Raw genomic sequence first — 13,972 nt, 5'->3', positions numbered from 1 at the left:
CAATTCAGTTATCAATAAATAGGGCTTGCTGATTAAATATCAAAGCATTTACATAAAACGGCTAAAGCCTTTTTAGGTATTGAAAAAGTACAGGTTTTTCGTTGTAGGGAGCTAAAAAAGTTAGGATGAAAGAGTTGACGCGAGGCATAAAAACCAAGGAATAAAATATCCGACTAGCAACTCTAAATTCCCCATTCCTCCTGTCTCCTGTCTCCTGTCTCCTGACTCCTACCCTTACTCGCCTATACTTTTTCAGCAAGCCCTAAATAGGAAACTTCTGTATGTGATAAAATCTTGAATAATAGATAAATTAAGGAAAATAAAATAATGCCTAAAGGTTTTGGTGTATCTAATTCTGGTTCTAAGAAAAAGAAAAGTAAGTCAGGTAAATTTTTTTCAGAATTACCAGCAGTAAAAGAACTTTTTGTAATTATTAATTTGCCGAAAAATTTGGAAATAGTTCCTCTGGAAATAGAAATATCTTTTGACGAAATTGCATTATATAGCATGGTTAAGATTAAACCATATTTGATTGATGTCAAACCATTTTATCGGCAAGTAAAATTCCTTTCTAAATTTATTGAAACCAATTCTATATCCTGGTCAGATTTTATTTCTGATGCAGGTAAATTTGAGGATCAATTTAAAACATTGCTTTTAGCTAAATATTTAACAATTAAAACTCAAAAGTCTCATGCTGTAATGAAAATTGGTGAGATAAATAAAATAAATACAGCTAAATATCTACCTGCTATTAGTTTGACTTACGATGAAGGTTCTAAAATATTAGAAGCAGAAATATTGGATAAATTTGGAAAAATGCCAACATTTGATGAATATTTTAAATCTCATATTGAAGATGTATCAACAGAACTAAAAGAAAATTTATAAGATTCAGAAGTGGAGCATTTTACTGTATATTTTAGGAGTCAGGAGACAGGAGACAGGAGACAGGAGGAATCGGGAATGAGCGAGTTGCTAGTCGGATATTTTATCCCTTGGTTTTTCTGCCTCGCGTCAACCCTTTCATCCTAACTTTTTTAGCTTTTTAGAATAAAAACCCTCTACTTTTTCAATGCCTAAAAAAGCTAACGCGAATCGCCCCTACAGGGTTTTTGTTATGACGATGTGGTTGCTCAATTTGAAAAGCACTGTAAGGTATAAAGCCTCTCCTTTCAAGGAGAAAAAAGAAAAAATTTTCCTTTTATTCAATCCTCTCCCTTTTAGGGAGAGGTAATTATCAATTATCAATTATCAATTATTGAACGTTGTTTCTTTGACAACCAATTCGATAAATCGTCGAAAGTAGTAAAGTCAAAAATCTCCTCACTCAAATTTTCTAATTCTGACAAAGACAAATCTGATAACTGATTTTTAAGATTCTCTGGAACTTCACCAAAACGCTTTTTAAGTAGGCGAGTTATGAGAGCGATCGCCTCTTTAATTCTGCCTTTTTCTTCCCCTTCTTTTTCCCCTTCTTGTTTAGCAAAAGTAATTTGACCGCGACGGTCTCGAAGCAAGGTTTCTTGTCCGTGTAATTTGTCGAGTTCTTGAGGAGTTAAATTAGCGTGTTTGGCAATATTGAGAGCTTTTTCTATTTCGGGAACCTCCTTTAAAGAAGTTGGTATTTCCTCCAAAATTGCTGCTTCTTTAATAAAATAAATCCACTTATCTGTTAAAGTCTCTAATTCGGATAAATTCTTCTTAAACCTGGGCAATTCCACAAATACAAAACCCATTTGTTCTTGAGTATATTCAAAATTTTTTGATTTCTCTTTTAAAACAAAGTTAGTAATCAATTTATCGTTTTTTTGAAACATCAGAAAATCCACAATTGTTAAAGCTATTATTGGTCTAATTTCTGGATAATCTTCTCCTGATTTGAGTTGGTTTGAGTAAATTTTAGCGGCATTATAAACCACGCGATTTCCAAAACCTGCTACGTTAGCAACTTGCATCTCAATAATAACTGTTGACTTATTGTCTAAAACTGCCCGAACATCTAAAAAACTATCCTTTAAAATTTGAACTTGACCGGGGCTATAGGGGTCAATAATTTCTAGAGATTTAATCTTGTTTTTCCCCTCATAAATAATGGCGTTCAGAAAACTAATTAATATGTCTTGACTCCCATCGGAACCAAATATTTTCTTAAAAGCATAATCAAGTTTTGGATTAATAAATCTCATGGTAATTTTACCTCCTAATTAATTGTTACTAATTCTCAAAGCACACAAGGATTTGGTCACGGATAGCTCACACGGATTTGGCCACGGATACACGGATGGCACACAAGGATTTGCCCACGGATAGCTCACACGGATTTGGCCACGGATACATGGATGGATGTAGGTAAAGAGAGAACAGGACTTACGCAAGGGCACTAATGATAGTGTAAACATCGGGAATATTGACCAAACTATACACCATATATAGCGGTAATGCGTAAGTCCTGGAGAAAAGTGGAAGGCAGAAGCGACCTACACAGACTACTAGACTTTTCTACAAGATTTGATCGGGGTCAATACCTCTTTCTCTGAGTAAGTCCGCTAGTCGGTCAGCACGTTGTCGTTCTTGGTCAGCACGTTGTCGTTCTTGGTCAGCACGTTGTTGTTCCTGGTCAGCACGTTGTCGCTCTTGTTCCCTAGCTTGGTCTAACTCCATAAAAGTCAGAAATTTTTCCCCATCTGGTCGATATATTTCCAAAGTTTCTGGTGTGACTTGAAAGCGGATACCCAAACGAGGACTCACCCAACCATCTACTTCTTCTATTGTTCTTAAGCGTTCCCCAACTCTAATTGAACCTGTCAAATTTATACGATCGGGGTCATAAACATAATATTCTTCGACTCCATAATCATCATAAGATTGTAGTTTCTTCCTCATTTCTTTGGGAGTGTTTCCTGGAGACAAAATCTCAAATACCACCTGGGGTGCAATATTTTCTTCTTCCCACTGTTTATAAGAACCGCGATCGCCTTTCGGTCTGCCAAAAACCACCATTGCATCGGGAGCAATACGAGTTTTATTATTGCCTTCCACGGGATACCAGAGCAAATCTCCAGCGACAAATACATCCGGAACTTGGGCAAATAAAATTTCTAGGTTTTCTTTGATAGTGACTATCCAGCGAAATTGTTTTGTATTATCTGCCATTGGTTGACCGTCACTATCTGGGTAAATAATTTCTGGTTTAGTATCGGTGGTTAATTCTTTTACCATACTGTTTCACCATTAAGTTTTTTAGGCTAACTGTATTATAGTTTGATTGGATATATGAGTGTCTAGAATAATTATTTTAGGGTTTCTCAGTCTTCTAGAGCTACAGGTTCATCAGGAGCGTCATATAGCTCACACGGATTATGGCACGGATATACGGATTAAGGGGAAAATGAGAAAAGAACACAGGGGAAGGGTTCTAGGAACTAAAGGCAGAAACTTCTTACACAGAGCAGACGACACGAAAACCTCTATAGTTGTATACAGTGTATACAAAGTTTTTGCCACGCCTGGCACTCCGGCAATACCTAGAATCACTACTCCAGCTACCGCCACGGAGCACTCTCCTAACACTATCACCTCCAGTTTGCCAAGCACTTCCATCTGTGGGCGCACCTTTATAGTTATCATGCCAAATATCTTGACACCATTCCCAGACATTACCGTGCATATCGTATAAACCAAAACTATTGGGAGGAAAAATTCCCACATCTGTTGTTTCTTGTCTATATTCTCCTCGGGGAGCATTTCCATAAGGATAGTTGCCATTATAATTAACTAACTTAGACGTTATAGTTTCACCAAAATAAAATGGTGTTATTGTTCCTGCTCGACAAGCATATTCCCACTGACTTTCACTGGGTAAACTATATTTTTTACCTGTTATTTCCGAGAGTTTTTGACAAAAATCTATCGCTTTGTACCAATTTACTTGTTCAACAGGACGTTTTGCACCTATAAACCCAGAAGGATTATTTCCCATAACTGCTTTCCACTGTGCTTGAGTGACTGGATACTTTCCCATGAAAAATTCTGGCACATCTACATTATGTTGCGGAACTTCATTATCATCTCCTTTTACTTCTTTCTCTAGATACCCCATGAGAAATCTACCTGCGGGAATTTTTACCATTTCTAGGGAGACTCCATTGCCAAGCTTTTCTGTCATTACTTCTGCTTGACCTTGAGGGCGACTTATTATTTCTCCTCCGTTGTTAACTTTGACGGTGGTAAATGTCTGAATGGAAATTATGGGTTGTGGTCGAGAGGTAGGTACTGATGGATTTGTTTCTGGTTTTGCTGGGGTAGTAAAAAATTTGTATATAGCTGCGACAAACCCAATTCCTGCCAAACCTCCTAATAATATCAATATTTGTCTTCTGGTTTTATTAGGTTGGGATCGTGGTGTTGCAATGGTAAAACCTAACGCTTCTAATACTTCCATAGCATTTTCATAACGCTGTGCAAAATATTCCTGCACCATCCTATCTAATATATTTGCTAGATGGTTACTTACTTGTGCTTCATTCCGCCAGATAACACTTCCTGTATTTGGATCTGTGGGTAAATTTTCTGGGTTTATACCAGTCAGTGCTTGTATTCCTACAATTCCTACTGCATATATATCGCTACTTAATCTTGGTCTGCCGATACCTTGTTCGATTGGCATATACCCTGGTGTACCTATTGGTATAGTTAAATTTATTGTACCTGGTTGTTGACCTGTGGTTAATGCACTTATTTCTTTGACTGCCCCAAAGTCTATCAATATTATTTTGTTATCTGACTTACGGCGCATTAAATTTTGTGGCTTAATATCTCGATGAATAATATTATTTTGATGAGCTACTGCTAATCCTTCTAATATTCCTTTAAGCAGAGCAATAGTGTCAGACTCGCTTAATTTTTTCCCCGATGTAAGTTCCTGACTAATATCGTGCCCTTCTATATATTCTTGTACTAGGTAAAATTCTGTTCCTTCCTGGAAATGTGCAAATAATTGTGGTATTTGCTCTGAGTCTTTGCCTAATTTGTATAAGGTTTCTGCCTCCCTATTAAACCACCTTTGGGCAAGATATAAAACTCCAGGATCTTTAGGTTTGAGATGTTTGACTACACATTTCGGGTTTCCTGGTAAGTCTACATCTTCAGCTAAGTAGGTATCTCCAAAACCTCCACTTCCGAGAGAGCGAATAATTTTGTAACGTTGTTTCAGGATTGTTCCAAGCTGCATAATTTTTTCAGTTATCGGTTATTAGACTTTCTCCCATGCTACCTAGCAGGGAAATAGTTTTTTTTGGCCTAATTTATTTGAGTATATATGAGCGCACCTTTTCCATTGTGTTTATAATACCATGTCAAATTTTTTTTGTCAATTTCGCTTTTTCAGTTATCAGTTGTCAGTTATTCAGTGGGAGCATCTTGCTCCCGTATTTAAAACCTCTGTTGCTCCCGTACTTAAAACCTCTGTTGCTCCCGTACTTAAAACCTCTGTTGCTCCCGTACTTAAAACCTCTGTTGCTCCCGTACTTAAAACCTCTGTTGCTCCCGTACTTAAAACCTCTGTTGTTCCCGTACTTAAAACCTCTGTTGTTCCCGTACTTAAAACCTCTGTTGCTCCCGTACTTAAAACCTCTGTTGCTCCCGTACTTAAAACCTCTGTTGCTCCTGTACTTACAGCAGTTTTCCTGCACGGTAGACCACAGTAGGGAGGTTCCATGGAACGTCCCTACGGGGTTTTGCTTGTAACGATGTGGTTCATCAATCTCAAAAGCGCTGTAAGAACTCTCCCCCGATCCCTATCCTTGCAGGAGAGGGGAGAATCTTCCTCCCCCGGCGTTGGTGATTTGAGGTATGATTTCTTGTCCTGATTCAGAGCGCAAACAAAAAACTTTCTCCCTCTACTATTCTTTCTTCTTCTTTCTTTCCTCCTGATATAGAATCCGGTTATATAGTATATGTTCATTATTCAATCTCCCCCATCTCCCCATCTCCCCATCTCCCCCAACAATACACTCTTGTATTCAACCGGATTTGATATTACTCCTTACTCCTTACTCCTTACTCCTTACTCATTACTCATTACTCCTTACTCCTCAGTAATACGATAACTAATTACCCGGATTCTATATGACTCCTGACTCCTGACTCCTGACTCCTAAATAATTAAGTTTAATATCATACACTAATTCACCAACGCCCCTCCCCCTTTCCTCCTCCCACACTCCCCACACCTCCCACACACTCTCTACAATTACTATGCACCACCACCTTATTTCTTAATGATGGGAGCCACGATTGTTTTGTACTCCCAATACTGAGACGGTACAGGTGGATTTACATCAACAACCTCAAAATCGATCTGGGAAAAACCGGCTTCTCGCAAAAGTTTTTGATGTGTTTCTGGTATTTCAGTGGCAACACGTGAAAAATAAGTAAATGTTCCACTTTTTTTGAGTAATATCATGTTCGGATAATCACTTATAAAAAAATCTTTTCCCTTCTAACCTTTTCTTTCCTTCTGCCTCCTGCCTTCTGCCTTCTGCCTTACCTCTTCCAAAGTGTAAGTATTCAACCGAACATGATATAACCTACCTGCTTCCTGAAAAAATTCGTGTTGGTGGAAAGTTCCTGCATCCTCTGGAGTTAGCGGTACAGTATCAAACAAAATCCCGTCAAAACTCTCATCATCAAAATGGGAACTAACCTCTTGCCAAAAACCTGAGACAATTTCCATCCTGCCTGTATTCAAAGCTTCCGGGTATTTCTGACGAGCAAATTCGCGCACATCTGGGTGAGCTTCAACGATCGTATGTTTCTCAATATCGGGGCAGTCTTGAATGAAACCTGCTGATAATCCAAGTCCAAATCCTAATTCCAATACTTGTCCGCCATTTGAAGTTGCGATTGAAGCCAACTTTTTCATATAGAAGCCATTTGGTATCTTTAGAAAAGAGGGAGTAGGGGAGTAGGGGAGTATGCATTACTCATTCATTGTCTGAGCTAGAATATTTACAACCCTACATTTTTTGAGTCCTGTACGGACCACACCTCCCACACCTCCCACACCCACCTCCCACACCTCCCACACCTCCCACACTTCCCACACTTCCCACACTTCCCACACCTCCCAATAATAGATCCCAAATGGGTTCTATAGGGAATTTCCCAGTCCTGCATTACTTCAACACCATTAATAATCAATTTATCGGAAGTATAATTAACTTTTTCCTGTATCCACTTTTGTTGCTTAGTGTCCATAATTTTTGTTTGTCAGCTAGATATACAGATTGGAAGTACCCAAATTTAAAAGTACGATTTCAGTGTACCGCGCCTCCGCACGTCGCAAGTAGCACAATGCAACCCACCCCCAAAAATATAATGGTCTTTAAAATCCACCAAAATTGGTTTTAAGCCGATCTCCTTAAAAAACTTGATAGTTGGTTCTTCACTCTTCTCAACAACCACTCGCTCCTCATCAATCATCAAAATATTCATCGAAAGCCAACGGCTTGACATATGAAATTCAGCATTTGCCACACCTCTAGGAGGATAAAGAATCTCCCATCCCCCTTGCTTAAACATATCTAGAATCTCGGGTGAAATGCACTGGCGATCGGGGCAAGACAAAACACGCCCTTCACCGATAGGAACCCAAGTTCCATCCATGTGTATAGGACCTGGATCGCGGAACTTGACCCTGTGGACTCTGTACTCCGAGCCAAGATGTCTCTGCATCCACTGAATTCCCAAGTCATTAGTCACTTGGCTCCTCTGCGCTAAGATGTCTTTGCCAAAGCGCGTGAAATCAGCAGCATCGAAACAAGGCTCTGACTCAGTGGTAATGAAGCGGCCATTCAATGGACCAACGCTATCTGGCACTCCAGACTCCCCTCGGAAAAATGCCATATCTTCTTCAGGATAGTCCCAATCGTAGAGATCGTCAGACATCTTGGGCTTAGGAGCTGCTGTCCAGCCTGCCCCCTGCTGGAAGTATTCTTGGATTAAGGGTCGATAGCGCAAAAACTCGAAATAGCGGCATCGCTGAGACATAGGCGCTTCGATAATCTCATCCCCCACGACCAACAATACATCTCTTACATCGGCATTGAAGAATCCCGCTGATTCAAAATAAGGTGTTTTGAAAACATGATGAGCATAATTAACAGGTTCTGGTCGTCGTACAATGACACCTTCTGCCTCAAGCACTTCTTGAAGATTGTCGAGAGCTTTTGCAGCTTTCTTGACCAATTCTGTGGAGTAGGGCTGTCCGCCATACTGCTGATAGAAGCTCCAGTAGTCTTTTCTTATGAAGGTCTTCATCTCATGGGTTAAAACAGGTGCCGTCACTCCGTCAATAGTTCCAACAATTATTTCTTCTAATGGGTCCCATTCGTTATAGCTACAGACTGGATAGTTCATTATTTTGTTATCCTTCTAAATAAATTGTATTCTTGTTCCATGTACTCAGGTATTATACAGCAGCACTGGCAAAGTAAACTTCTCCAAATCAGGACTTATATCAAATCCGGTTAAACAGTTATAGATTGCTTAACTCAGGAGGAGACAGGAGACAGGAGACAGGAGTCAGGAGGAGAAAGAATTGTAAAGATGAGCGTAGTTATGAAGATAGGAAATTTTTTTTATGTTCAATTAAACGGATTTGATATTACGCAGAACTACAATATTTAGTAGGGGCGAATGGCATTCGCCCTCTACAGATAGCGTATTATCTAAAAGTTTGCGTAAGTCCTGCAAATTTAACTTGATTTTTGGTGGCAATTAGTATTACAGCGGTTTTCATTTCAGTAGACCACAGTAGGGACGTTCCATGGAACGTCCCTACTCGGTTTGAAATGTGAATATGTGGTTCATCAATCTGAAAAGCGCTTTCAATAATGGATAATGGATAATTACCTCTCCCTAAAAGGGAGAGGATTGACTCAAAGGAAAAAATTTATTTTCTTCCCCTTGAAAGGGGAGGCTTTAAACCTGAATTATTTAATTGTTTAATTGTTTCGGTAAAGTACGGTAAGAAAAATTAAGTTGTGTCTTTTTGGAAGGCGTATGTTCTAACCTCAATCAGATAATTTGCTTAGGTTTTTGGCTTGTGTTATCAAAACCTAATGTAGAATTTTACTCTGTGTTACTTTTAGTCGGTTGACTAGATACAGCCAGAAATAAACCAAACAAAATCACAAATAAAGCCACCCAGTCAAATAAGCTTAACTTTTCACCAAAGACTACCCAAGCAGCGATCGCAACTAAAACAGGTTCTAATAAAAGCACTAGAGCGACAACCCCTGACGAGAACTTTTTCAGACTATAAGCAAGAAGTCCTTGCCCCAATACTTGGTCTATTAAAACTAGAGCAGTTACAAATATCCACCCATTCACTGAAGAGGGAAAAAGTCGATCTTCCGTCAACAGAAATATCGGCAAACTTAACAGAGTTCCTATTCCACAACACCATAGCATTATAGTTGTTGAATCAATTTTAGTTCTCAGTTTTTCGATCGCCAGCAGATACGCAGCTTCCAATATTGCCACCAGAAAAGCTGCTATATCACCTTGAATTTTGTTCGTACCAATTTGTAGATCGTCTAACCCAATAGCACTTGCACCGACTATGGCAATTATCATCCCAATCAGGAATTTGTTGCCAAACCGCTGACCCCAGAGCAACCAAGCTAGGAGACAAGTGAATATTGGTTTTATACTTGCTAGTACGGTAGAAATGGCGAGGTCTGTTTGACTCACAGACCAAGCCCATAAACCTTGGAAAGCCAGAAATAAAGCAGCCATTGCCACCAATAACCAAATATCTCGACTGTCTAATTTTTCTTGTATGGGTTTTTCATTATTGCCTCGGTTATTTAGGGTATTGACTCCTTTCCAAAACCCAAAGGCGATCGTACCAAATGCCACTCGGTCAAATACTGTTCCGTAGGGGGTAATTTCTGCTTCACATAACCGGATAAATATTGAGCCTGAAGAATATGCGAGTACGCCCACACATAAAGAAGCGATCGCTAGTAGATTTCTTGTTTGAGAATTATCTTGTTGTGGGACTTCCAGTCGATCAGTCATTTAATTTATAAGTTTTAATTTTTGAAAAAATATGGAAAAAAATTCCCTTAAATCATATACTATTTAGGGAGAATATTTTTCTACTAAATAATCAACTTTTTGGCTAAAGCCATTACTAAAATATATGATTGAAACTCAAGCATACTTACACAAAATTAGCAAGGAAATTCCGGAAATATTTTTTCTGGAAATTGGGGCGATGGATGGAAAATCTTTTGACGAGCTCCACCAGTTTATTAAGCATTACAAATGGCATGGAGTTTTAGTTGAACCACTTAAAGATATGTTTGAATTGCTAAAAATTAATTATTCAGGATGTAAAAATCTTTATTTTGAAAATTCAGCAATTACAGATCGAGAAGAAATTCAACCAATATTGAGAATTCCTATAGATATTGTTGAAAAGGGTTTAGCTCCAATATGGGCTAAGGGTATTTCATCATTTTACGATAATCGGAATGCTATTGGAGGCATGGGTGGATTGCTTTATGGAAGAAAAATGGATGAGAAGTTTTTTGAGTCTTACAAAAAGTACATTGTCCAAGAAAACGTCAATTGCATTACACTAGAAAAACTTATTAGTAAATACAATGTTACTAAAGTAGATGTTTTACAAATAGATACAGAAGGTTCTGATTATAAAATATTCAAGCAGTTTGATTTTAATAAATTTAAACCTTATTTTATTAAGGTAGAAGTTGGTAATTTACCAACAAGTGAATACCAAGAAATTAAATCTATTCTGGAAAAAAATTATTATGATTGTAAATTAGAAGGGTTGGATTTATATGCACAAAAAAATCAGGAAGAGGAAATCAGAAATAATATTTTAATTATCTAAGAGAGAAAGGGTCAAATCAATTCAAAATTCAAAATTATTAATTCAAAATTATAACCTTTGCCTGTTTGCTCGGCATGAGCAGTCAAGTCAGAGGCTTGAAATAAGGAAAATATTTTTGATTTTTTCGTGGTTGTACGAACGAGGCTTGAATCCTTAATTAAACAATTATTGAAATTAAGTTAAAACCAAAATTTTTGAACTTTGAATTTTGAATTTTGAATTCAAAAAATGGTCATTTCAGTTATCAGTTATCAGTTAGCCTCTTGTCGGAGGAACTGCAAGTTATTAGACTCTCTAGTTTATCTAAAACTATAACGTTGTAGATGAAAAAAAAGAGCAATTAATTACGAATTAGGTCATTGCCTACAGCGCTTTTCATTTGAGTAAACCAGAAAGTAGGGGCGAATGGCATTCGCCCTCATTTCGCCCTCATAAGGTTATCGTTTTTTTTATGTGGTTCATTGACCTGAAAATTGCTGTAATGTAGAATTTTCCTCTGTATTAGTTTTAGTTGGCTGGCTGGATACAGCTAGAGATAGACCAAGCAAAATGATCAATAAAGCTACCCAGTCAAATAAACTTAACCTTTCACCAAAGATTACCCAGGCCGCTATTGCAGCCAAAATAGGCTCCAACAGAAGAACTAGAGCTACTAACCCTGACGAAAACTTTTTGAGACTATAAGCAAGAAATACCTGCCCCAATACTTGGCTAACTATAGTTAGAGAAATTACAAATACCCACCCGTTTACTGAATAGGGAAAAACTCTATCTTCGGTGAACAGAAATATAGGCAAGGTTAACAAAGTTCCTAATCCACAATACCAGAAAATTATAGTTGTTGCGATAAACTTAGTTCTCAGTTTTTCTACAGTTAGCAGGTATGCAGCTTCCAAAATTCCTGCTAGTAAAGCTGCAGCGTCACCTTGAATCTTGCCAGCACCAGTTTCCAGCTCGCCCACTCCCATAGCAGCTACACCCCCAATGGCAATTACCATTCCAAGGAGGAATTTGTTATCAAAACGCTGACCTAAGAGCAGCCAAGCAAAGAGGCAGGTAAATATTGGCTTCAAACTAATCATTAGAGTAGACATCGCGACAGTGGTTTGACTCAGAGACCAAGACCATGAAATTTGGAGAGCAAGATAAAAAATAGTCATTGCCAGCAATAACCATAAATCTTCTGGAGTGATATCTAACTTTTGTTGTGCAGGTTTGTTAGCAGAAAGTCGATGACGCACTGCATTGATTCCATTCCCAAATCCGAAGACAATAGTAGCCAAGAGCAATCTGTCAAAGACAGTCGCTATAGGACTGATTTCCTGTTCACACAGTCGGATAAAGATCGCAGCATTAGCATAAGCGAGTAAACCAGCAAATAAAGAGGCGCTGGCTGCTAGATTTCCTGTTGAAAAAGTATTTTGTTGTGATGCTTCCTGTTGATTGGTCATTTTCTGATTTAGAAGTTTTGACTTGTGAACAAAAGATCAGGACTTAGGCAAAATATTAAGTCATACACCATCTGTAGGGGCGATTCGCTTGCTCGCCCCTACAATATATGGTGGTTCTGCGTAAGTCCTGAAGATCAAAAAACTCCCTCAAATCAGATACTATTGAGGGAGGATATTTTTCTATAAAATAATCAACTTTTTGGCTATAGCTACTACTATTTTTGAATAACAGGAGCAAGAATTGTTTTGTACTGATAATATTTGCAATCTGAAGGAGGATTCACGTTGACAATATTAATATCAAACTTAGAAAACTGAGCTTCTTGAAGTAGTGGTATTTGAGTTTTATTAAAAAGCTCATAATCATCTGGATATTGGCTTTTAAGATTTCCCCAAGAAGTTAAGTTGCAGTAAGTGATAATTCCATTGGGTTTCAGCAGACGATAAGCTTGCTTGAGAAATCCAAATTGGTGTGTATGCAAATCTTCTTCGGAAGTAGGATAAGTGTCATAAAGAATCCCATCGAAACTAGCATCTGGTAGAGTAGGGATAACATCTTCCCACATTCCAAATAAAGGAGTAACTTTTTGAGCTGCTGTCTTTTGAAATTCTAAGAGGCGTTGGAATACTCCTTCATTCCCCTCAATTATTGTATGCTCAAGTATGGGGAAACTTTGAACAAAGGAGGCTGAAATTCCCATCCCGAAACCTACTTCTAGAACTCGACCACCATTTTTAGTGGCAATAGAGGCAAGTTCTTTCATGTAGGGTTCTTCCCAACGCTCCATAACAGGATGCCCCAGGATAGTTAGTTTCGTATCTTCTTCGGAATATTCAGCAGATGCTGTATCCCAGTTTGATTTGCTGTTCCCTTTAGGGGTGTATCCTTTGAGTGATTCATTCATAACTAAAAAATATCAGAACTTAAGCTACTAAATACCAAGAAAACTATAGCACTACAAAAAAGTGTTAAAAAAACCACTTTAGCTAAGTGCTAATAGCTATAAATTTACCGAAAAATCAAGGTTGAAAGTCTCTCCTTGAAAGGAGACAAAAGAAAAAAAAAATTCCTTTTAACCAATCTTCTTCTTTTTAAGAAGAGGTATAGTAATCAGGAATGAGATGTGAGAAACCCCTACGATAAAATATTACAAATTCTCACAAATGACAACTGATTGCTAAATTATTAATTATTAATTATTAATTATTAATTATTGAAAGCCCTATTTCCTAATCAGTTGGTTCGGCAAACCCATAAGATTCTAGTTGACTGTTGCGCCTGACATCGCAAGTAACACAGTGAAATGAACCACCAAAAGTATAGACATGACGGAAATCAACAGGAATTACTTCAAAGCCTAAATCTTTGAATAGCTTATGGATGGGTTCTTCTTGCCTTTCTACAATAATCCGTTCTGGATCTAAAATCAGAATATTCATGCACAGCCATTTACTGGACATATAAAGTGGCCAGTCATCGGGGATAGTAGGTTGAGTTGCTTCCACAACATCCCATCCAGCTTTCTTGAAAATATCAATTTGCTTGCAAGGTCTGTCAGGATTGGTTAAAACTAATCCAGGTTTAAGAGGA

Annotated in this window: 12 protein-coding genes and 1 pseudogene; 2 read left to right on the top strand and 11 right to left on the bottom strand. The window is 38.0% G+C overall.

All coding sequences use genetic code 11. The features are described from left to right. The first annotated feature begins 327 nt into the window (after positions 1 to 327). Positions 328 to 891, top strand: coding sequence for a hypothetical protein (locus F6K40_RS12030; protein ID WP_293135989.1), 564 nt, complete (start codon positions 328 to 330; stop codon positions 889 to 891). A 356-nt stretch (positions 892 to 1,247) separates the two neighbouring features. Here the strand turns inward: F6K40_RS12030 and F6K40_RS12025 are convergent, their stop codons facing one another. The 8 genes from F6K40_RS12025 to F6K40_RS11990 all read right to left on the bottom strand — a co-directional run bounded on the left by F6K40_RS12025 (position 1,248) and on the right by F6K40_RS11990 (position 10,089). Then, a complete protein-coding gene (locus tag F6K40_RS12025) occupies positions 1,248 to 2,189 on the bottom strand; it encodes an Rpn family recombination-promoting nuclease/putative transposase (protein ID WP_293135986.1) in 942 nt (313 codons plus the stop codon). A gap of 313 nt (positions 2,190 to 2,502) precedes the next feature. After that, a complete protein-coding gene (locus F6K40_RS12020; protein WP_293135984.1) occupies positions 2,503 to 3,222 on the bottom strand; it encodes a Uma2 family endonuclease in 720 nt (239 codons plus the stop codon). A 220-nt stretch (positions 3,223 to 3,442) separates the two neighbouring features. Then, positions 3,443 to 5,233 (bottom strand): bifunctional serine/threonine-protein kinase/formylglycine-generating enzyme family protein, encoded by a 1,791-nt coding sequence (locus F6K40_RS12015; RefSeq protein WP_293135981.1) that lies wholly within the window; start codon positions 5,231 to 5,233, stop codon positions 3,443 to 3,445. A gap of 174 nt (positions 5,234 to 5,407) precedes the next feature. Then, positions 5,408 to 5,719, bottom strand: a complete 312-nt coding sequence (locus tag F6K40_RS12010) for a hypothetical protein (protein WP_293135978.1) — start codon at positions 5,717 to 5,719, stop codon at positions 5,408 to 5,410. Between the two features lie 783 nt (positions 5,720 to 6,502). Further along, the gene (locus F6K40_RS12005) at positions 6,503 to 6,916 is read right to left on the bottom strand and encodes a hypothetical protein (RefSeq protein WP_293135976.1); all 414 of its coding nucleotides are present in this window, start codon (positions 6,914 to 6,916) and stop codon (positions 6,503 to 6,505) included. Positions 6,917 to 6,982: 66 nt separating this feature from the next. Beyond that, the gene (locus tag F6K40_RS12000; protein ID WP_293135973.1) at positions 6,983 to 7,126 is read right to left on the bottom strand and encodes a hypothetical protein; all 144 of its coding nucleotides are present in this window, start codon (positions 7,124 to 7,126) and stop codon (positions 6,983 to 6,985) included. A 179-nt stretch (positions 7,127 to 7,305) separates the two neighbouring features. Beyond that, positions 7,306 to 8,421 carry a NarL family transcriptional regulator gene (locus F6K40_RS11995; protein ID WP_293135970.1) on the bottom strand — a complete coding sequence of 372 codons (1,116 nt, stop codon included), beginning with the start codon at positions 8,419 to 8,421 and terminating at the stop codon, positions 7,306 to 7,308. Between the two features lie 714 nt (positions 8,422 to 9,135). Then, positions 9,136 to 10,089, bottom strand: coding sequence for a DMT family transporter (locus F6K40_RS11990; protein ID WP_293135968.1), 954 nt, complete (start codon positions 10,087 to 10,089; stop codon positions 9,136 to 9,138). A 124-nt stretch (positions 10,090 to 10,213) separates the two neighbouring features. Here F6K40_RS11990 and F6K40_RS11985 point away from each other — a divergent pair, with 124 nt between their 5' ends. Then, positions 10,214 to 10,930, top strand: coding sequence for an FkbM family methyltransferase (locus F6K40_RS11985; protein ID WP_293135966.1), 717 nt, complete (start codon positions 10,214 to 10,216; stop codon positions 10,928 to 10,930). Between the two features lie 458 nt (positions 10,931 to 11,388). Here F6K40_RS11985 and F6K40_RS11980 read toward each other — a convergent pair whose 3' ends face one another. From F6K40_RS11980 to F6K40_RS11970, 3 genes and pseudogenes are all read right to left on the bottom strand, one after another. Further along, positions 11,389 to 12,381: a DMT family transporter gene (locus F6K40_RS11980; protein ID WP_293135964.1), complete on the bottom strand. Its 993-nt coding sequence runs from the start codon at positions 12,379 to 12,381 to the stop codon at positions 11,389 to 11,391. A 215-nt stretch (positions 12,382 to 12,596) separates the two neighbouring features. Then, on the bottom strand, positions 12,597 to 13,286 hold the full coding sequence (locus F6K40_RS11975; protein ID WP_293135961.1) for a class I SAM-dependent methyltransferase: 690 nt from the start codon (positions 13,284 to 13,286) through the stop codon (positions 12,597 to 12,599). 325 nt (positions 13,287 to 13,611) lie between these two features. Continuing rightward, positions 13,612 to 13,972: pseudogene (locus F6K40_RS11970) on the bottom strand (glycine amidinotransferase); the annotation flags it as partial.

It is taken from the genome of Okeania sp. SIO3I5, assembly GCF_010672085.1.
In the GTDB taxonomy this organism is placed as follows: domain Bacteria; phylum Cyanobacteriota; class Cyanobacteriia; order Cyanobacteriales; family Microcoleaceae; genus Trichodesmium.
This window is presented reverse-complemented; position numbering and strand designations above follow the sequence as displayed.

What these genes read in the sequence shown, in the direction of transcription:
- F6K40_RS12030 (WP_293135989.1), top strand. Translation starts at nt 328, where the DNA reads ATGCCTAAAGGTTTTGGTGTATCTAATTCTGGTTCTAAGAAAAAGAAA.
- F6K40_RS12025 (WP_293135986.1), bottom strand. Translation starts at nt 2,189, where the DNA reads ATGAGATTTATTAATCCAAAACTTGATTATGCTTTTAAGAAAATATTT.
- F6K40_RS12020 (WP_293135984.1), bottom strand. Translation starts at nt 3,222, where the DNA reads ATGGTAAAAGAATTAACCACCGATACTAAACCAGAAATTATTTACCCA.
- F6K40_RS12015 (WP_293135981.1), bottom strand. Translation starts at nt 5,233, where the DNA reads ATGCAGCTTGGAACAATCCTGAAACAACGTTACAAAATTATTCGCTCT.
- F6K40_RS12010 (WP_293135978.1), bottom strand. Translation starts at nt 5,719, where the DNA reads ATGGAACCTCCCTACTGTGGTCTACCGTGCAGGAAAACTGCTGTAAGT.
- F6K40_RS11995 (WP_293135970.1), bottom strand. Translation starts at nt 8,421, where the DNA reads ATGAACTATCCAGTCTGTAGCTATAACGAATGGGACCCATTAGAAGAA.
- F6K40_RS11990 (WP_293135968.1), bottom strand. Translation starts at nt 10,089, where the DNA reads ATGACTGATCGACTGGAAGTCCCACAACAAGATAATTCTCAAACAAGA.
- F6K40_RS11985 (WP_293135966.1), top strand. Translation starts at nt 10,214, where the DNA reads ATGATTGAAACTCAAGCATACTTACACAAAATTAGCAAGGAAATTCCG.
- F6K40_RS11980 (WP_293135964.1), bottom strand. Translation starts at nt 12,381, where the DNA reads ATGACCAATCAACAGGAAGCATCACAACAAAATACTTTTTCAACAGGA.
- F6K40_RS11975 (WP_293135961.1), bottom strand. Translation starts at nt 13,286, where the DNA reads ATGAATGAATCACTCAAAGGATACACCCCTAAAGGGAACAGCAAATCA.